The sequence below is a fragment of the Collinsella sp. OM04-5 genome, from assembly GCF_003439125.1.
Classification (GTDB): Bacteria; Actinomycetota; Coriobacteriia; order Coriobacteriales; family Coriobacteriaceae; genus Collinsella.
Window position 1 is genome coordinate 1 of record NZ_QSUU01000010.1, and the last position, 17,542, is coordinate 17,542.

A 17,542-nucleotide genomic window follows, 5' to 3' on the forward strand; every position below is an offset into this window, starting at 1 on the left:
GCGGGGGCTCCTGTCGTTTCCGTGCCCCTGGATTGGGTCATAGTGTCTGTCGTGGCCGGGGAAGTGGGTCTTCCGTTCTTTTCACTAATCGATTGATTCGCTCCAGGAGGCTCGAGCCCGTGAGGGAGCGAGCGTTTGGGGCGTGGCTGTGGCGTTGTTTGCCGCGAATGTCCGCTTTGGGCGTATCATCGTGGGCATCTCGCAAAACCTCGTTGCAAGGGAGACTCATCCCATGGCTACAGAAAAGTCCTCGTCGCGCCCATGGATGTCCGATGCCGCGATCTATCAGATCTATCCGCGCTCGTTTAAGGATTCGACTGGTTCGGGTCTGGGCGATATCGCGGGCATTACCCAGCAGATGGACTATCTTGAGCAGCTGGGCATCGAGGCCATCTGGCTGAGCCCGTTTTACCCATCGCCTCTTGTCGATGGCGGCTATGATGTGGCGGACTACTGCGATGTCGACCCACGTCTCGGCTCGCTTGACGACTTCGATGACATGATCGCTGCGGCTCATGCGCACGGCATCAAGGTCATCGTCGACATCGTGCCCAACCATTCGTCCAACCAGCACCCCTGGTTCAAAGCCGCTCTTGCCGCCGGCCCCGGATCACCCGAGCGCGCCCGTTATATCTTCCGCGATGGTCGCGGCGAGCACGGCGAGCTGCCTCCCACCAATTGGAATGCCAACTTTGGCGGCCCCGCCTGGACGCGCGTCGCGGACGGTCAGTGGTATCTGCACATGTTTACGCCCGAGCAGCCGGACTTTGACTGGTCGTGTCCCGAGGTTCATGCGTTCTTTTGCGACGTCCTGGCGTTTTGGAGCGATCGAGGCGTCGATGGCTTTCGCATTGATGTGGCGCACGGTCTCGCCAAGGATCTCGACCGCGATGACCTCGACCGGTGGCATCTCGCCGAGGGCGATGACATGGTTGAGGACGGCACCCATCCGCTGTGGGACCGCAACGAGGTCCATGAGATCTATCGCGAGTGGCGCCGCGTGTTCGACCGTTATGATCCGCCGCGCAGCGCCGTTGCCGAGGCGTGGGTTCTGCCCGAGCGCCAGTATCTCTACGCACGCCCCAGCGAGCTTGGCCAGACATTCAACTTTGAGTTCGCCAAGGCCACTTGGACCTATGATGACATGCACGCTGCAATCGAGAAGGGCTTGAAGGCGGCTATCGAATCCAATTCTGCCTCGACCTGGGTACTCTCCAACCACGACGTGCCGCGCGTGGCGACACGCTATGCCCTGCCGCAAATCAAGGCGACGCGCTACCATCAGATTGCGCTCGACTGGCTCTTACGCGACGGGTCGTCTTATGACGAGGGCCGTGAACTCGGTGAGCGCCGCGCGCGGGCGGCCCTTTTGCTTGAGCTGGCGCTTCCGGGCTCGGCATACGTGTATCAGGGTGAGGAGCTCGGCCTTTTTGAGGTGGCCGATATCCCGTGGGCCGCACTCGAAGATCCTACTGCGACCAATACGCACGGACCGAAGCGCGAGAAGGGGCGCGACGGCTGCCGTGTGCCCCTGCCGTGGGTGGCAGCGGACGATCCCGTGCAGGGCGGATCGTTTGGGTTTTCACCGGCGGACGCCGATGCGGCGCCCCATCTGCCGCAGCCTGCATGGTTTTCCGATTACGCTGCCGATAGGGAAGAAGCGGACCCGACATCGATGCTTGCGCTCTATCGTGACGCCCTCTGGCTGCGGCGCAAGCTGCGCGGGCGCGCCAACGATCTTAAGTGGCTCGATCTTGACGGGCGCACCGGCCTTGCGGATGGTGCCGAGGGCGCTGAGGGCGGCGTCATCGCCTATCGCCGTGACAACGGCTGGGCGTGTGTGACGAACTTCGGTGCAGCACCCGTGGAGCTGCCGGCGGGCAGGGTCCTGCTCACCTCATCACCGCTTGCAGACGGCAAGCTCGCGCAGGACAGTTCTGCCTGGATCATGCTCGCTGAGTTGTAGGGGCCTCTTGCGGCGAGTTTGCGTTTGCCTGCGCTTTCCGTGGTGGCTGATGTCTTCGCGAGGTTCGCGAGGGTGTCGCAAAACTTTTCAAAAAAAGTTCTTGCATTTGGGTGGATTATCCCGTATATTAAATCCTCGCAGGCGGACATGGCTCAGTTGGTAGAGCACAACCTTGCCAAGGTTGGGGTCGCGGGTTCGAGCCCCGTTGTCCGCTCCATTTGGGCGTTTAGCTCAGGGGGAGAGCGCTTCCCTGACACGGAAGAGGTCAGAAGTTCAAATCTTCTAACGCCCACCAAATGTTCGCAGCTCAGAGGCTTAGCCTCTGAGCTGTTTTGTTTTGGTCGCCAAATCGCCGGCAAAAGGTACCTCGCTTCATGAAAGAGCGGTTCTGAACGTCAGTTTAGCCTTGTCATCTCAATCGAGTGGGGGTTGACCATTTTGAACATAACCGTGCATCTCGTTGACGTTTCTGCGATCGATCCCGGCGAGACCGTTGATATGGCATCAATCGCGGGACGTTATGCCTCGCGTGCCTCCAATGGAGATCTCCCCATTGCGTCTCGGAGGGAAGCTGCGGGCGTGGGTCTGCTGCTTCGCGACGCCCTGGGTGTCTTCGACGACACCCAGCTTGCGCGCTCTGCTTTCGGCAAGATCGAGCTTGCGGATGGGGAGGCCCCCTCTATTTCCATTTCACATGGCGGAAGCGTGGCCGTCCTCGCTGTTTCCGATGTTGCTCGGTCGGTCGGAGGACCTATTGGCGTGGATATCGAGGCGGTCGATGAGATTGTACCTATTGCGGTTGAGCGTATGGCGAGCTCAAGGGAACGGGCGTGGATTGACGCTGCGGCAGATTCGCAGGAACGCGCCTTTCGGCTGTGTCGGGTTTGGACGCGTATCGAAGCCGTCCTGAAGGCGGAGGGGTCCGGCTTTTCAATCGATCCCCGCAAAGACGGGTTGCCGAGCGGATGGTTTACTTCCTCGGTGGTGTTTGGCCAGTGTGTCATCTCTTGTGCAGCGCGTTCTATGCCCCATATCGCCATTGAGGAGCATGCCTTTCGGGTAGCATAGTAGCCAATCGCCAACAGGGGAGGCCTTCTATGTCACTGAACGCTAAAAACGATATTGCTTCGCGGATCGAAGGCGCCGTCTTTGAACTTATGGCGACAACGCCTGTGCAATCGATTAAGGTCACCGACGTACTCCGTCTTGCCCATACATCAAAATCAACCTTCTATCGTTGCTACCGCTCTGTCGATGATGTGGTCAAGCGCTTTGAAGATGAGCTGCTCCAGAACATGCAAGACATTAACGACGTTGCCCTTGAGGCTCGTTTTGGTGATGCGCAGCTTGATCCCACGCCCACGATGATCAAGCGCATGGAAATCCTCAAGGCCAATCGCTCGAAAGTCCTGGCGCTTAACAGCGATAACGGTGATCCCGTGTTTGCACACAAGGCAACGATCTTCATGCATGACTATTTTCGCGATCGTTTGCGGTCGACGTTTTCGGATGAGACGGACCTCGATCTGTATCTTGCTTTTGCGCTTGCGGGCCACCATAACCTCATCCAGTATTGGCTCGAAGTCCGGCCTGACCTTGAGGCACGAACCGTTGCCGCCGCGCTCAATCGCATGTTCTACGCACCGCTCTTTGTCGACGATACCTCGCGCCATTGGCACCCACGTATCCCCGATTTTGAAAAGCCACTCGGGTGAGCGGCTGTTTTTTAGGGATGAACGGTTGCGCATGCAGCGAACTCAAAGTGCTCCAACCCTATGAATCGGTTTTAAGCACGGTCATTTATCTGCTATTTGGAACGAAATTAAGCTATGCGTACCAAATGATGGGACATATAACGGCTTTTTGTCCCACAACACCAAATAAACCCCTCATAAACTAAAGCTACGTTCAAAAGAACCACTGCAGTAGTTCAACGTGTGACGGCACAGAAAAGCCGCGAGCGCTCTCTCACCTTCGCTCGCGGCCGGACTGCGCCATCACTCCGTACACCCTCACATGATTAGGATGTGATATTCAGTGGTTACGCTCGGAAAGAACATGCGCAGCGTCTCGATTGTAGGCGTAGGCTGCACCCCGTTCAAGGATTTTGAGGAGCATCCCGAGACCCAGGGCATTGGCGAGGGCGAGGCGTTTGGCTATGCTGCCCTCGAGGCAATTGCCGATGCCGGTCTTGAGCCCCGCGATATCGACTTTTTCTACCACGGCAGCGCCAATCCGTATCTTGTTGGCGATTGCATTACCCCCAACATGCAGGTTGCCGATTGGTTTGGCGTTCGCGCCAAGGGTTCCGTCCATCATTCCGAGGCTTGCTGCACGGGCTACGTCGCCCTTGAGCAGGCCGTGATGGCAGTCGCCTCCGGTGCCTACGATGTCGTCCTTACGGGTGCCTGCGATTTGGCTTCGACCCTTCCCGTTGAGCACATGCCCTCGCATATTCGCCAGGACTTTACGCTTGACGTCATGATTCCCTCGCTCGATAAGATCTATGACCGCGCGTATGGTCGCCCGCTCGATGGTGCCTTTGGCGTGTCGTTCGACAACTGGATCAACGAGTATTCGATGCAGTACGACCTTACTGCCGATCAGATCGATGACGCCCTGAACGGCCTTACCAAGAGCCTTCGCCGCGGTGCCGTCCTGAATCCCCTTGCCTGGTACGAGACCACGGTCGAGGAGGATGCGAAGGCGGCTGGGTTCGATACCGCCGACGAGTATCTCAAGAGCATGTACAACCCGCGCGTTACGCAGTACCTGCGCGTTACCGGCTTTGAGAAGAAATGCGACGGTGCCGCCGCTGTTGTCGTGATGCCCACGGAGAAGGCCAAGGCCATGGGTGTCCCGTATGCACCTATCGAGGTTCTGGGCACGGGCGCCTCTGCCGTCGAAGCCGGCCTGCTTCACAACGAGCACTGGGCTACCGAGCTTGCTGCCAAGCAGGTCTACGACCTTACCGGCGTGAGCCCCGATGAGATCGACCTGTTTATGTGCAATGACTTCTTCCTGGCTTCCGAGATCGTCTCGGCCGAGGAGTGCGGCTATATTCCGCGCGGCGAGGCTTGGAAGTATGCGATCGATGGCCGCACCGCTTTTGACGGCGATAAGCCCATCAACCCGCACGGTGGCCGTTGCAACTTCGGCCACGCTCATGGCGCATCCGGTATCGCCGATATCGTCGAGGCCGTCAAGCAGATGCGCGGCGTCGCCGGTGCAACCCAGATGAAGAAGATTCCTGAGACGGCCTTCCTGCGCGGTTTTGGCGGTTCTCAGAATGTGCGCTGCCAGATTCTTCGTACCGTCGCCTAAGCGACCGCGGTTTTCGATTTCCCATAAGGAGTATTCTCATGCAACTCAAAGATATGGAGCCCGTGGTCAAGAAGTTCTACACGGGTCTTGAAGAGGGCATCTATTGGGCACGTCAGTGCCCCGAGTGCGGAGCCGTCGAGTTTCCGCCTCACCTTGCCTGCAATGCCTGCGGCTACCACAAGACCGATTGGGTCCAGGTTTCCGGTCACGGCCATCTGATCGATTTTACCCTGCCTGGTCCGCAGAACGACAAGCCCTACCTCAAGGAGTATGGCAAGTACGCCTACGGCGCCGTCGATATTGACGAGGGTTCTCAGTACACCTACGTCATCTACGGCATTACCAAGAAGAAGGCCCCCGAGATCCGCGCCAAGCTCATGGCGGGCGAGACCGTTGGTGTCCATGCCAAGGTCATCGATCGACCGGGTTACAAAGAGCTCACGTTTGAGCTTGACGACTAGGTTTTCACCCTTTTAACAATTCGATTCCTCTCTTAGGCCACGGCGGGACCCGTGTCTCCAGCCCGCCGTGGCCGCCCCTCTTTTTATCTTAGAAAGGCACCATCATGAACGAAGAACTCACTCAGCAGATCTGCGATTTTGCCAAGTCCGCTTACAACTACGATGGCGATGTGACCCCCGAGACGACGTTTGAGACCCTGGGCAAGGGCTCGATGAAGATGATCGCCCTGACCTCCATGATCGAGAACGAGCTCGATGCCGAGGTCCCCGTTCGCGAGGTCATGGTCATGAAGACCATCGGCGAGCTTATCGAGCGCACTGCCGAAGAGATGGAGTAGCTGCCATGGACCTGATGCAGACCCTGCGCGAGCAGGCTGCCGCCAAGCCTATGCGCGTTGCTTTTCCCGAGGGCGAAAACGAGACCATGATGCAGGCGGTCGCAAAGATCGCCGCCGAGCATCTTGCCGAATGTGTGCTGGTCGGCGACGGCGGTAAGCTCAAGGAGCTTGCCGATGAGCGCGGCATCTCCCTTGACGGCATCGAGATTGTCGGTGTGACCGACGAGGAGGCGAACGCTGCCTGCTGCGAGCGCTACCTTTCGCATCCGGATTGCAAGTTTAAGCCCAAGGGCGCCGCGCGCCGTATGGCGCGTCCGCTTGAGCGCGCCCTGATTTTGCAGGTGCTCGGCGATGTCGACGTAATGTTCGCCGGCATTGATAACGCCACGGGCGATATTATCCTGGCGGGTCAGACCATCGTCGGCCTTGCCGACGGGGTGGACACCGTGAGCTCGTGCGGTATCGCCGACATTCCCAACTGGAACGGCGGCGAAGGTGGCCTTTTGGCTTTTGGCGATTCCGCCGTTTGCGTCGACCCTACGAGCGAGGAACTTGCCTCGATCGCGATTTCGTCGAGCGAAACGGTGCGCTCGCTGACCGGATGGGATATCCGTTGCGCGCTGCTTTCGCATTCGACTGACGGCTCGATGGATAACGAACTCGTCGACAAAGTACGCCGCGCTCGCGAGATTGCCAACGATCGCCGTCCCGACCTTGCCATCGACGGCGAGTTCCAGTTTGACTCGGCGATTAACCCCAAGGTTGCGGCCAAGAAGGTACGTCGTGAGTCCGCTGTTGCGGGACAGGCCAACGTGGTCATCTGGCCTGATATCAACGTGGGCAATATCGGCGTCAAGATCATCCAGAACCTGACCGGCGCCAATGCTTACGGCCCCATGCTTCAGGGCTTCAAGAAGATCGTGTGCGATTGCTCGCGCTCTGCGCCCGTCGACGAGATCGTCGGCAACGTGGTGATGAGCTGCGTGCGCGCCCAGGCGCTTAAGGAGGCTTAAGATATGTCCGATAAAAAGACTCCCTGGCGCATCCTGGTAATCAACCCGGGTTCCACTTCCACGAAGGTGGGCGTTTTTGAGGGTGATGAGTGCAAGCTCAGCAAGAACGTTGCGCACGATGCGAAGGACCTCGCCCAGTTCGATGGGGTTTCGGCTCAGATGCCGTATCGCTGCGATCTGATTCTTGGAGCACTGGGGGAGGCGGGCCTGAAGCTCGAGGACTTTGATGCATTTGTCGGTCGCGGCGGCGGCTTGCTTTCGTTGCCCGGCGGCACGTATGCCATCAATGAGGTCATGCTCGAGCATGCCCGCATCGGTGCGAACGGCATTCAGCACCCGGCGCAGCTTGGCCCCCAGATTGCCCATGAGTTCGCTTCAAAGACGGGCAAGCCCTCTTTTGTGGTGAATCCTCCCGATACCGATGAGCTGTGCGACCTCGCACGTATGACGGGCATTAAGGGCGTGTATCGAAACGTGCACCTGCACGCCCTTAATCTTAAAGAGACCGCCATTCGTCACGCGGCAAAGCTCGGTCGCGCATATGACGAGTGTAACTTTATTGTTTGTCATATCGGCGGTGGCATTTCGATTTCCGCTCACCTTAAGGGCAAGATGGTCGACGGCAACGACATCGTCGGCGGCGAGGGCCCCATGGCGCCGACGCGCTGTGGCTCGGTCCCCGCAATCGAGGTCGCGAAGTATACGGCGGAACATGGTCTCGACGTTGCCCGCGCCCATTGCATGAAGACCGGTGGCTTCGTTGACCTTTTGGGTACGTCCGATGCCATCGAGGTGTGTGAACGTGCCGCTGCGGGCGATAAGGCTGCAGCACGCGCTTGGGATGCAATGGTTTACCAAGTCTGCAAGTGGATTGGCGAGATGGCCTGCGTGCTGAAGGGCGACGTCGACGGCATCTTGCTCGGAGGCGGCATGGTCCACAGCAAGGAGCTCGTTGCCTCGATTGAGGAATGCTGCTCTTGGATCGCTCCCGTATCGGCTTATCCCGGCGAGTTTGAGCTCGAGGCGATGGCGTCTGGCGCCTGCCGCGTGCTCGATGGTGTCGAGGAAGCGCTCGTGTACAGCGGAGAACCCGTGTTCACCGGATTCAACGACTAATAGTGCTGTGTTTGGGGCGGCCGCTGGTGATGTCTGGCCGCTCCGACCCTTTTCTTTAAGTGTAAGGATGGATCATGGATAAAACCAAGATCAAGTACCTGGTGGGCATTTACGCAGCCGCCATGTGCATCATGGGCATGCTCGTGCCCGTTCCCATCGTGGCCTCTGTTGCGGCCGCGTTTCCCAACGAGAACATCGCTGCCGTTCAGATGATTATCGGCATCATCCCGTTGATGATGGCGTTGTCCGCCATGCTCGTCTCTTCACAGCTTGCCTCTCGCGTGTCCAAGAAGAAGACGACGCTCGTCGGTCACATTATCGTGATGCTGGCAGGCGCCTCGGTGCTGGTGTTCCACGACTCGCTCGGCCAAGTCTTAGCGGCTTCTGCTGTCATGGGCCTTGGTCTCGGTGCCGTGCAGAATTCAACGGACGCTCTTATCGCGGATTACTTTGGCGGAAAGCAGCGCTCGTTTGTCATGGGCATCTACTCCACTTTTGTTGCACTGGGCGGCATTATCTGGACGATGGTTTCCGGCATCTTGGGTTCTGCCGAGTGGTTCCACAGCTATGCGGCGTACTTCATCATGATCATTTTCATCGTAATCGAGGCTGTTTGCCTTCCTGAGGGTCATCTTGAGCCCAAGCGCGAGGTCAACGTGTTTGCCAATATGCCTAAAGAGGTCGCGATTATCACGCTCATGAGCTTTGTGTTCGTACTTACGTTCCAGCTCTTTAGCTCCAATGTCTCGCTGCTTGTCGTGGGCCGTGGCTTTGGCGGTACCGTGGAGGCCGGTCTTGCCTCTACCGTTATGACCGTTGCCGGTATTGCGGCTGGTCTTTTGGTCGGTCCGCTGTTTGCCAAGTTTAAGAACCTGGCTATGCCGATCGCGTGGGGCGTGACGCTCGTCGGCCTGGGCCTGACGCTGGTTGCGCCCGCCTTTATGGTGCTGTGCGTTGCGGGTTTTGTCGTTGCGCTGGGCAAGGAGACCTACGTGCCGCTGGAGGGCAATTTTGCCGCCGGCAACTCTGCCCCCGAGGGACGTGCGTTTAACCTCGCCATTGGCATGGCAGGTATCAACTTTGGCATGGCATTGTCTCCCATTGTGTTTGAGGCCGTGACGTCGCCGTTTGGTGCAACGATTGACCAGAAGTTCATCGCCGGCATGATCGTCTGTGCGGCTTGTGTCGTCTTTGGCGCCATTAAGTATCGCAAGCTCACCCCGGCCCAGCTTGCCGAGGCCGAGAAGATGGCGGCCGGCGGCGAGGCGGAGTAGCCGCTCGAGTAGTTGCTTTGCCGCACATCATGTTTTATCGGGGCCGCCGACATATGCCGGCGGCCCTCTTTCTATCAATGACTTTGAAAGGCTTACGGCTATGAAGTTACCTGTCAGGCGCGTTATCGGTATTCTCAACGGCTTCTTTAACCCGCTATTGCTCTGCGCGTTTCTCCCCATCATTGAAGGGGCGCCTGGCTTGGATCTGACGGGCCCCACGGGCTTTTGGGGACAACTCATCGTGGCCACGGTGATCGCCGAGGTTCTGAGCGCACTCCCGCTGTTTGGCAAAACGGTTGGTATGTGCCTGGACTTTTTTGGTTTTGAGCAGGGGAGTGCATCACACAAGATCGCCGGTACGGTCATCGGTGCCACGCTCCTTTTTATGGTGATCGGTTTTGGCGAGATTGCCTTCCAAGGAGGATTCGGAACGATTGAAGGCCGTACGTTCTTCGCGCGTTGGGCCGGCCTCGTCACAAAGGGATGGGCCTTTGTGGTTATCGCCGGCGTGCTGCTCGATCCCTTTACAGCGGCTCTCGGCCGCATGATGGTTCGCGAAGAGAGGTAATAGATCCTCGCCTATCGAATGCCGGCGGACGGGGCGCCGGGGCTGTAGTCTTCCGAGCGTTTACAGTCCTGTCGCTCCGTCCGCCGGCATTCGACCGCAACATGTTGGTCAAGCATAATCTTTTGGATTCTTTTGGCGTGAGCGGCTTGGTTTTGGTAGGATTTGTCAGCGGCGCGGTTGAGGGGGTTTCAAAACTGCCGTGCAGGTAGTCGAGCTGATAACGTTTTAGCACTCTGCCAAGAGCCCTTCATTTTTAATGCGTTTGCAAAATGACTAATTGCTTTGACCTGCTGAAACACTATATGTTGTGTTTGACCTAAAAAAAGAATACAGGATATAGATGCCTCTTTGTCGTATGATAGATGGCGGACAGAGAACGAAGACCTTAACTGCCTCTTTTGAACGTGTCCTTGAGCCGCTTGATCGGCTTCTGGGAATGTCCGCATGGAGGCTTATGGTTTATCGAGAACACAGATTGCGCGACGGCGCCGCAAGACAGGGACAGGCCCTGCCGGGCATCGTTTGGCTCTGAAGCGCAATGAGGCTACGATGCGAAAGAGGCAAGAGGATGAAGATCATCAAGCGCAGCGGCACCGAGGTTGTCTTTGACATCGATAAGATCGTCAATGCCATCCGCGCCGCCAACTTGGAGGTCGAGGAGAGCTCTCGTCTAACCGACCGCCAGGTGGTTTACGCGGCACAAAACGTCGCCGAGGCATGCGAGAACGCGGGCCACACCGTTTCGGTCGAGGAGATCCAGGATTTGGTCGAGGACGAGATCATGCGTCTCGACTGCTACGAGGTTGCTCGCCACTACATCATCTATCGCTATGTTCAGAGCCTGAAGCGCCAGAAGAACACGACCGACGACAAGATTCTGTCGCTGATCGAGTGCAATAACGAAGAGGTCAAGCAGGAGAACTCTAACAAGAACCCGACCGTCAATTCCGTCCAGCGTGACTATATGGCCGGCGAGATTTCCAAGGACCTGACTCAGCGTGTGCTGCTGCCCCAGGAGATCGTGGATGCCCACAATGAGGGCCTGATCCACTTCCACGATTCTGACTACTTTGCCCAGCACATGCATAACTGCGACCTGGTGAACCTGGAGGACATGCTCCAGAACGGCACCGTTATCTCGGGCACGCTGATCGAGAAGCCGCACAGCTTCTCGACTGCCTGCAACATCGCGACGCAGATTATCGCCCAGGTTGCTTCCTCCCAGTACGGCGGCCAGTCTATTTCGCTGACCCATCTTGCCCCGTTTGTTGAGGTGAGCCGTCAAAAGATTCGCGGCGAGGTTGCCCGCGAGCTCGAGGAGCTCGGTGTTTCGGCATCTGCCGAAAAGGTCCGTGAGGTCGTTGAGGACCGTCTGCGCGATGAGATCCGTCGCGGCGTCCAGACGATTCAGTATCAGGTCGTGACCCTTATGACCACCAATGGCCAGGCGCCGTTCGTGACGGTCTTTATGTATCTCAATGAGGCCCGTACGCCCCAGGAGAAGCACGACCTTGCCATGATCGTGGAGGAGACGCTTCGTCAACGCTATGAGGGCGTTAAGAACGAAGCCGGTGTGTGGATTACCCCGGCATTCCCCAAGCTTATCTATGTACTCGAGGACGATAACGTTCACGAGAATTCTCCGTACTTCTACCTGACCCAGCTGGCTGCCAAGTGCACCGCCAAGCGCATGGTGCCCGATTACATCTCCGAGAAGAAGATGCGCGAGCTCAAGCTGTCGAAGGGCGAGACCGCCGGCAACGGCGATTGCTACACCTGCATGGGTTGTCGCAGTTTCCTGACGCCCGACCGCTCGGGCAACGGCTTTAACAATGTTGCCAACGCGCTGAACTATGACCCGACCAAACCTAAGTACTATGGCCGCTTTAACCAGGGTGTTGTGACCATCAACCTGCCCGATGTCGCGCTGAGCTCGCATCAGGACATGGACAAGTTCTGGAAAATCTTCGACGAGCGCCTCGAGCTGTGCCACCGCGCCCTGCTGTGCCGTCATGAGCGCCTGATGGGCACGCTTTCGGATGCCGCGCCGATTCTTTGGCAGTATGGTGCCCTAGCGCGTCTGAAGAAGGGCGAGACGATCGATAAGTTGCTCGTGGGCGGATACTCTACCATCAGCCTTGGCTATGCCGGCCTGTATGAGTGCGTCAAGTACATGACGGGCCACAGCCACACCGAGAAGGAAGGCACGCCGTTTGCCATGGCCGTCATGCAGCGCATGAACGACAAGTGCGCGGAGTGGAAGGCCGAAAGCGATATCGATTTCTCGCTGTACGGTACGCCGTTGGAGTCGACGACCTACAAGTTCGCCAAGTGCCTGCAGCGTCGTTTTGGCATCATCCCGGGCGTGACGGACAAGGGCTACATCACCAACAGCTACCACGTCCACGTGTCCGAGGAGATCGACGCATTCGACAAGCTCAAGTTCGAGGGTATGTTCCAGCAACTTTCGCCGGGCGGTGCCATCTCCTACGTCGAGGTTCCCAACATGCAGGACAACCTCAAGGCTGTCATCCGCGTGATGCAGTACATCTACGACAACATCATGTACGCCGAGCTCAACACCAAGAGCGATTACTGCCAGGTGTGCGGCTACGACGGTGAGATCAAGATTGTCGAGGATGACGGCAAGCTGGTGTGGGAGTGCCCCAATTGCGGCAACCGCGATCAGGAGAAGATGAACGTCGCTCGTCGTACGTGCGGCTACATCGGTACCCAATTCTGGAACCAGGGCCGAACCGAGGAGATCCGCGACCGCGTGCTGCATCTCTAATAACCATCCCAGGCTGCCCCGTAGCGAGGCCCCGGACCTTTACTCGCTATTTCGGACAGTCCTGGCTCACGACGGAGGCGCCACTGGCGCCTCCTGTTCGTGCGGAACTCATATCGAGCAAAGGTCCGGGGCCTCGCTGCGGGACAGCCAAGGTGATGTAGCTGAGATGCGGCATGCGGTCTGCTCGCTCCTCGAAGTTCTTAGCGGAAATGAGTTGAGCTGCAATGACGATCTGCTTGCAATGGCGGCTGAGCTGCAGCTGAGTATTTATTGGACCTCGAACCCTATACTCGATGTTCGCTTCGTTCATTGAGTTACCCTTTGCATGAGGCCGGGACATATCGTCCCGCCCGCAGTTTCGCAGGCCGAAGGCCGAGAATGTTTGAGGACGGGATGATATGTCCCGGCCTCCCGGGAGAGTTACCTATGAACTACGCGAACATTAAGTATTTCGACATTGCTGATGGGGAAGGCGTTCGTACTTCTCTGTTTGTGAGCGGGTGCCGTCGTGGGTGCAAGAACTGCTTTAACTCTGTCGCGTGGGACTTTGCTGCGGGCGAGCTGTTCGATCGTGCCGTCGAGGACAAGATTATCGAGAGCCTCGACCATCCCTTTATTGACGGCCTGACGATTCTGGGCGGCGAGCCTATGGAACCTGAGAATCAGGCGGGGCTCGTTGAGTTTGTCGAGCGTGTTCGTGCCGCTTATCCTGCGGGGTCAGGAAAGACCATTTGGTGTTTTACTGGCGACGTGCTCGAGGAACTTATGCCGGGCGGTCGTCACCATACCGAAGTCACGGACCGTATCCTTGCCTGCCTCGATATGTTGGTGGACGGCCCGTTTGTTCAGGATCTGTACGATATCTCATTGCGTTTTAGGGGCTCGAGTAACCAGCGCGTGATCGATATGAACGCCACGCGCGACCGTGCTGAGCGCGAGGGCGTTGCGCTTTGTGATGCGGTTGAACTTTGGCGTGATGATCCGGTCTATTCGACCCATACTATGTAGCTTGTGGTCGATGCCGAAGGGCGTGGTACCATAGCGCGAACGTGAAATCGGAAAAGTGAGGCCCAGATGGTCGATCAGGAAAAAGTCGAGGCCGCCATTAAGCTGTTGCTTGAGGGCATAGGCGAGGACCCAACTCGTGAGGGCCTGCTGGAGACCCCGGCGCGCGTTGCCCGTATGTATGGCGAGATCGCCGGCGGTATGGAGCAGAGTGCCGAGGAGCACCTGTCCAAAACCTTTGCCGTCGCTTCGAACGATTTGGTTATCGAGCGCGACATCACGTTTTACTCGCTGTGCGAGCATCATCTGCTGCCGTTTTATGGCAAGGCTGCGATCGGCTATATCCCTAACGGTCGCGTGGCGGGTCTGTCTAAGCTCGCTCGCACGGTTGAGGTCTATGCCCGTCGTCTGCAGCTGCAGGAGCAGCTGTGTGCGCAGGTTGCCGACGCCCTCATGGATTATCTCGCTCCCCAGGGAGCGATTGTGCTCATGGAGGCTGAGCATATGTGCATGACCATGCGCGGCGTGCAAAAGCCCGGCACCAAGACCGTGACGCTCGCTCGCCGCGGCGTCTTTGAGACCGATCCCGCGCTCGAGGAGCGGTTCTTTAGGATGCTGGGCCGTTAACATGAGGGTCGTCAACGACTTTACATCGAAGACCGATGAGGGGACGTCGCGTCGCGGCTTTATGGCTTCGGGCCTGGCCCCTTTTGGTGCTATGCCTCGCATTGATTACATTTGTGCCAACGGGCTGTTCCGGCGGCACCTGGGTAACATTGCGCAGTTGGAATCGGGACGCATTTTCTGCCGCCACGGTATTGACCATCTGCTCGATGTCGCTCGCATTATGTGGATCAAGAATCTCGAGGAACAGCTCGAATTTGACCGCGAGGTCATCTACGCCACGGCACTTCTTCACGATATCGGCAAAGATGAACAGTACGAATCGGGTATATCCCATGATGTTGCAAGCGAACGCGTCGCTGATGCGATTCTCGGCGGCATGCCCGATGATGTGGCGTTTGAGCCGGCCGATGCCGCAGCCATTAAGACGGCCATTTTGGGCCATCGAAAGCTGCGCGTGAACAGCCAACCGCTTGAGCGTCTGCTCTATGCAGCCGACAAAGCGTCGCGCGCCTGCTTTGCATGCCCCGCGCGCAATGCTTGCAACTGGAGCGATGATAAAAAGAACCTGTCGATTCGCGTGTAGTTAGTTTGCGCGGTCGGGGTTCTAAACGAAGGAGACGATCGCGATGAGTAACAAGAAGCTGCCCGAGAGTGCAACCAAGACTGAAGGCGCCGAGCTCGCCCGCCGTGGAAGGGGCGAAATATCCACCGCAACGGCGGTGCCCCACGTGAGCTATGACGACTTGCGCCATGCCGACCGTATTGTCATTGACGGCCTAGAGGTTTTTGCCAACCATGGCGTGTATCCCGAGGAGAACGCGCTGGGTCAGAAGTTCATCGTGTCCTTGGTGCTCTATGCCGACCTGCGCGCAGCGGGGGAGCACGATGACTTGGACGCCTCGATTGACTACGGCTCGGTGTGCCACGATGTCGATGGCTATCTGCGCGAGCATACGTTTAAACTCATCGAGGCGGCAGCCGAGGGGACGGCCCAGATGCTGCTGCGCCGTTATCCCTCGCTGCTTGGTGTGCGCATAAAGCTCGATAAGCCGTGGGCTCCTGTTGGCCTGCCCCTGGCAAGCTGCGGTGTCGAGATCGAGCGCGTGCGCTAACCGGTTCTAATACGTCTCTACGGGAGGCTGCTTGAGCCGCTGCGACAGAGCTCTATTGTTGGGGCAGTACGTGTCGAGCAGGGCGTGAAACCGCTGATTGTGGCTTGGCTCGAGCAAGTGGACGAGCTCGTGGGCGACAACCATGTCGAGGCATTCGACGGGGTAGGCGGCGAGCTCGCGCCCGATGCGAATGGCGCCGGATTTGGGCGTGCATGAGCCCCAACGCGTTTTCATGCTGCGTACGGAAATGCGGGAAACGGTGACGCCCATTGCGATTTCGTACGCGTGCACGATGTCGCGTAGCGCTGCGGTGACCTCGGATGCATAGAGTTGGTCGATGCGGGTCTGGAGTTCTTTGGGCGTTAGGCCGTCAAGGGCTGTGCGCTGCTTTGCCTGCGTGCGCCCACTTGGCTCATCGGTACCCATAAAACTTGCGAAGGTGGCCTGTTTGGGTCGCGATGCGGGTGATGCAAAGTTGTGATCGAGTGCATCCTGTACCGTAATGGGCTTGCCCCAAAGTGCAATGATGGACGAGGGACTGAGCGGCTCTCGCGCCGTCGCCTGACGTTGCTCACGCTGGGCAAGTCGGCTGATAATCCAGGCGCTGTTGCGCTTCACAAACGCTTCGATACGCTCGCGGCTGGCGCCGAGCGGTGCGCTGGCGTGGACCTCGCCGCTCGATGTGACGCGTAGGTTGAAGTTCTTGACGCGCTTTTTGGTAACGACGACAGGGATGGGCGTCCCATCCGGTCGGGATACGGAAATCGTAAACTGCTGCGTCAAAAGCGGTCCTTCAGATTGGGGACGGGCCGGCATGTCGACCGTTCGGCATGCCGGCCCGCTCAAGGGATGTGAAATTAATAGCGCTCGAAGAAGGCAAGCGCGTTGTCGCTGCAGAGCTTTTGCATCACGGTCTTGCCAAAGTGCTTGGAGAGCATGTTCTGGAACTCGGGCATCATGCTGGCATCGGAGAGGAAAGCGGGCACAGTGGCGCCGTCCCAGTCGCCGCCGAGCGCGATGACGTCCTCGCCGCCCAGGTCGAGCCAGTGCTCGATATGTGCCGCTAGCTGGTCGAAGGTGACGTCTGCGGCGGTCTTGTCGGTTGCGTCGTTGGAAAGGAACTCGCTGCAGTAGTTGAGGCCGACGATACCGCCCATGTCGCGAATGGTGCGGAACTGGTCGTCGGTGAGGTTGCGCTTGACGCCGCAAACCGCACGGGAGTTGGAGTGGCTGGCGACGAAGGGACGCGTGGCGTGGGCGACAACCTCGTCAAAGCACTCATCGTTGAGGTGGGAGACGTCAAGCACCATGCCGGCGTGCTCCATCTGCGTAAGTGCCTCGATGCCGGCGGCGGTGAGGTCGGCGTGGGTATCGTGTCCGCTTGCGAGCGGCCCCTGCGCGTTCCAGCTGAGTGACGACATGAGTACGCCCAAGCTCTTGAGCACCTCGATCAGCGCGGGGTCCTCGGCAAAGAACGTGGCGTTTTCGATGGTGTGGATGCAAGCGACCTTGCCGTCCTTGAGCGCGGGGCGGATGTCTGCGGCGCTGCGCACGTTGACCATACTGTCGTGGTTGAGCATTGCCTGGCCGCTCATATGCGCCATGATCTGCGCCTGGAAGCGCGCGGCGTGGGCGGTGGGAATCTCGTCGGGGACAAACGTGGCGAAGCACTGTGCCCATGGCGTGTTGCCGATCTTTGCGAGCGAGATGGCGCAGGCGTTACCCTCGATGAGGTCGAAATCCTGCGGATGCGTTTCGTCGCCGGGGAAATAACCGTCGGTACCGGCGGTAAAGCGCAGGTCGAGATCGAGTGTGGCCCAGCCGATGCGGTCGGCGGTGTCGCAGTGTAGGTCAAATACGGGATATGCCATGGTTCCTCCGGTTGCAGCGTTTCTTTGCAAACTGTCTTTGAATTGTATGACTAGGGTATAGTTAGCGCCATATGTT

General features: G+C 58.3%; 18 protein-coding genes and 2 tRNA genes. 17 read left to right on the forward strand and 3 right to left on the reverse strand.

Translation table 11 applies throughout. The features are described 5' to 3' along the window. Positions 1 to 232: 232 nt before the first annotated feature. The 13 genes from DXB53_RS06895 (at position 233) to nrdD (ending at position 12,851) form a co-directional block, all read left to right on the forward strand. Positions 233 to 1,966, forward strand: coding sequence for a glycoside hydrolase family 13 protein (locus DXB53_RS06895; protein ID WP_233503832.1), 1,734 nt, complete (start codon positions 233 to 235; stop codon positions 1,964 to 1,966). A 141-nt stretch (positions 1,967 to 2,107) separates the two neighbouring features. After that, a tRNA-Gly gene (locus DXB53_RS06900) sits at positions 2,108 to 2,183 on the forward strand. Positions 2,184 to 2,186: 3 nt separating this feature from the next. After that, a tRNA-Val gene (locus DXB53_RS06905) sits at positions 2,187 to 2,261 on the forward strand. A gap of 284 nt (positions 2,262 to 2,545) precedes the next feature. Continuing rightward, a complete protein-coding gene (locus DXB53_RS06910; protein WP_158551577.1) occupies positions 2,546 to 3,034 on the forward strand; it encodes a 4'-phosphopantetheinyl transferase superfamily protein in 489 nt (162 codons plus the stop codon). A 29-nt stretch (positions 3,035 to 3,063) separates the two neighbouring features. Then, positions 3,064 to 3,681: a TetR/AcrR family transcriptional regulator C-terminal domain-containing protein gene (locus DXB53_RS06915; RefSeq protein WP_117583870.1), complete on the forward strand. Its 618-nt coding sequence runs from the start codon at positions 3,064 to 3,066 to the stop codon at positions 3,679 to 3,681. Between the two features lie 322 nt (positions 3,682 to 4,003). Next, on the forward strand, positions 4,004 to 5,290 hold the full coding sequence (locus tag DXB53_RS06920) for a thiolase family protein (RefSeq protein ID WP_233503833.1): 1,287 nt from the start codon (positions 4,004 to 4,006) through the stop codon (positions 5,288 to 5,290). 38 nt (positions 5,291 to 5,328) lie between these two features. Continuing rightward, positions 5,329 to 5,751, forward strand: a complete 423-nt coding sequence (locus DXB53_RS06925; protein ID WP_117583871.1) for a Zn-ribbon domain-containing OB-fold protein — start codon at positions 5,329 to 5,331, stop codon at positions 5,749 to 5,751. A gap of 104 nt (positions 5,752 to 5,855) precedes the next feature. Continuing rightward, positions 5,856 to 6,089, forward strand: coding sequence for an acyl carrier protein (locus DXB53_RS06930; RefSeq protein ID WP_055251381.1), 234 nt, complete (start codon positions 5,856 to 5,858; stop codon positions 6,087 to 6,089). Positions 6,090 to 6,094: 5 nt separating this feature from the next. Further along, the gene (locus DXB53_RS06935; RefSeq protein WP_117583872.1) at positions 6,095 to 7,102 is read left to right on the forward strand and encodes a phosphate acyltransferase; all 1,008 of its coding nucleotides are present in this window, start codon (positions 6,095 to 6,097) and stop codon (positions 7,100 to 7,102) included. Positions 7,103 to 7,105: 3 nt separating this feature from the next. Next, a complete protein-coding gene (gene buk / locus DXB53_RS06940; RefSeq protein WP_117583873.1) occupies positions 7,106 to 8,218 on the forward strand; it encodes a butyrate kinase in 1,113 nt (370 codons plus the stop codon). 74 nt (positions 8,219 to 8,292) lie between these two features. Next, positions 8,293 to 9,492 carry an MFS transporter gene (locus DXB53_RS06945; RefSeq protein ID WP_117583874.1) on the forward strand — a complete coding sequence of 400 codons (1,200 nt, stop codon included), beginning with the start codon at positions 8,293 to 8,295 and terminating at the stop codon, positions 9,490 to 9,492. 100 nt (positions 9,493 to 9,592) lie between these two features. Beyond that, positions 9,593 to 10,060 (forward strand): hypothetical protein, encoded by a 468-nt coding sequence (locus DXB53_RS06950; protein ID WP_117583875.1) that lies wholly within the window; start codon positions 9,593 to 9,595, stop codon positions 10,058 to 10,060. A 568-nt stretch (positions 10,061 to 10,628) separates the two neighbouring features. Then, positions 10,629 to 12,851 (forward strand): anaerobic ribonucleoside-triphosphate reductase, encoded by a 2,223-nt coding sequence (gene nrdD, locus DXB53_RS06955; protein ID WP_117583876.1) that lies wholly within the window; start codon positions 10,629 to 10,631, stop codon positions 12,849 to 12,851. Between the two features lie 46 nt (positions 12,852 to 12,897). On the opposite strand, the gene DXB53_RS06960 is transcribed toward nrdD, so the two are convergent. Further along, positions 12,898 to 13,161 (reverse strand): hypothetical protein, encoded by a 264-nt coding sequence (locus DXB53_RS06960; protein ID WP_117583877.1) that lies wholly within the window; start codon positions 13,159 to 13,161, stop codon positions 12,898 to 12,900. Between the two features lie 116 nt (positions 13,162 to 13,277). Here DXB53_RS06960 and nrdG point away from each other — a divergent pair, with 116 nt between their 5' ends. From nrdG to folB, 4 genes are all read left to right on the forward strand, one after another. Continuing rightward, positions 13,278 to 13,859: an anaerobic ribonucleoside-triphosphate reductase activating protein gene (nrdG, locus tag DXB53_RS06965; protein ID WP_117583878.1), complete on the forward strand. Its 582-nt coding sequence runs from the start codon at positions 13,278 to 13,280 to the stop codon at positions 13,857 to 13,859. A 66-nt stretch (positions 13,860 to 13,925) separates the two neighbouring features. Beyond that, complete coding sequence (gene folE, locus DXB53_RS06970) at positions 13,926 to 14,483, forward strand: GTP cyclohydrolase I FolE (RefSeq protein WP_117583879.1); 558 nt, start codon at positions 13,926 to 13,928, stop codon at positions 14,481 to 14,483. A gap of 1 nt (position 14,484) precedes the next feature. Beyond that, positions 14,485 to 15,066, forward strand: a complete 582-nt coding sequence (locus DXB53_RS06975) for an HD domain-containing protein (RefSeq protein ID WP_171021502.1) — start codon at positions 14,485 to 14,487, stop codon at positions 15,064 to 15,066. A gap of 43 nt (positions 15,067 to 15,109) precedes the next feature. Next, positions 15,110 to 15,595 carry a dihydroneopterin aldolase gene (gene folB / locus DXB53_RS06980; protein ID WP_117583880.1) on the forward strand — a complete coding sequence of 162 codons (486 nt, stop codon included), beginning with the start codon at positions 15,110 to 15,112 and terminating at the stop codon, positions 15,593 to 15,595. Positions 15,596 to 15,601: 6 nt separating this feature from the next. Here folB and DXB53_RS06985 read toward each other — a convergent pair whose 3' ends face one another. Together DXB53_RS06985 and DXB53_RS06990 are read right to left on the reverse strand one after the other, a co-directional pair. Beyond that, positions 15,602 to 16,378, reverse strand: a complete 777-nt coding sequence (locus DXB53_RS06985; protein ID WP_158551674.1) for a M48 family metallopeptidase — start codon at positions 16,376 to 16,378, stop codon at positions 15,602 to 15,604. Positions 16,379 to 16,452: 74 nt separating this feature from the next. Then, the gene (locus DXB53_RS06990) at positions 16,453 to 17,466 is read right to left on the reverse strand and encodes a dipeptidase (protein WP_117583882.1); all 1,014 of its coding nucleotides are present in this window, start codon (positions 17,464 to 17,466) and stop codon (positions 16,453 to 16,455) included. Positions 17,467 to 17,542: the final 76 nt, after the last annotated feature.

What these genes read in the sequence shown, in the direction of transcription:
- nrdD (WP_117583876.1), top strand. Translation starts at nt 10,629, where the DNA reads ATGAAGATCATCAAGCGCAGCGGCACCGAGGTTGTCTTTGACATCGAT.
- DXB53_RS06950 (WP_117583875.1), top strand. Translation starts at nt 9,593, where the DNA reads ATGAAGTTACCTGTCAGGCGCGTTATCGGTATTCTCAACGGCTTCTTT.
- DXB53_RS06945 (WP_117583874.1), top strand. Translation starts at nt 8,293, where the DNA reads ATGGATAAAACCAAGATCAAGTACCTGGTGGGCATTTACGCAGCCGCC.
- DXB53_RS06990 (WP_117583882.1), bottom strand. Translation starts at nt 17,466, where the DNA reads ATGGCATATCCCGTATTTGACCTACACTGCGACACCGCCGACCGCATC.
- DXB53_RS06895 (WP_233503832.1), top strand. Translation starts at nt 233, where the DNA reads ATGGCTACAGAAAAGTCCTCGTCGCGCCCATGGATGTCCGATGCCGCG.
- DXB53_RS06925 (WP_117583871.1), top strand. Translation starts at nt 5,329, where the DNA reads ATGCAACTCAAAGATATGGAGCCCGTGGTCAAGAAGTTCTACACGGGT.
- folB (WP_117583880.1), top strand. Translation starts at nt 15,110, where the DNA reads ATGAGTAACAAGAAGCTGCCCGAGAGTGCAACCAAGACTGAAGGCGCC.
- DXB53_RS06960 (WP_117583877.1), bottom strand. Translation starts at nt 13,161, where the DNA reads ATGAACGAAGCGAACATCGAGTATAGGGTTCGAGGTCCAATAAATACT.
- nrdG (WP_117583878.1), top strand. Translation starts at nt 13,278, where the DNA reads ATGAACTACGCGAACATTAAGTATTTCGACATTGCTGATGGGGAAGGC.
- DXB53_RS06975 (WP_171021502.1), top strand. Translation starts at nt 14,485, where the DNA reads ATGAGGGTCGTCAACGACTTTACATCGAAGACCGATGAGGGGACGTCG.
- folE (WP_117583879.1), top strand. Translation starts at nt 13,926, where the DNA reads ATGGTCGATCAGGAAAAAGTCGAGGCCGCCATTAAGCTGTTGCTTGAG.
- DXB53_RS06915 (WP_117583870.1), top strand. Translation starts at nt 3,064, where the DNA reads ATGTCACTGAACGCTAAAAACGATATTGCTTCGCGGATCGAAGGCGCC.
- buk (WP_117583873.1), top strand. Translation starts at nt 7,106, where the DNA reads ATGTCCGATAAAAAGACTCCCTGGCGCATCCTGGTAATCAACCCGGGT.
- DXB53_RS06930 (WP_055251381.1), top strand. Translation starts at nt 5,856, where the DNA reads ATGAACGAAGAACTCACTCAGCAGATCTGCGATTTTGCCAAGTCCGCT.
- DXB53_RS06935 (WP_117583872.1), top strand. Translation starts at nt 6,095, where the DNA reads ATGGACCTGATGCAGACCCTGCGCGAGCAGGCTGCCGCCAAGCCTATG.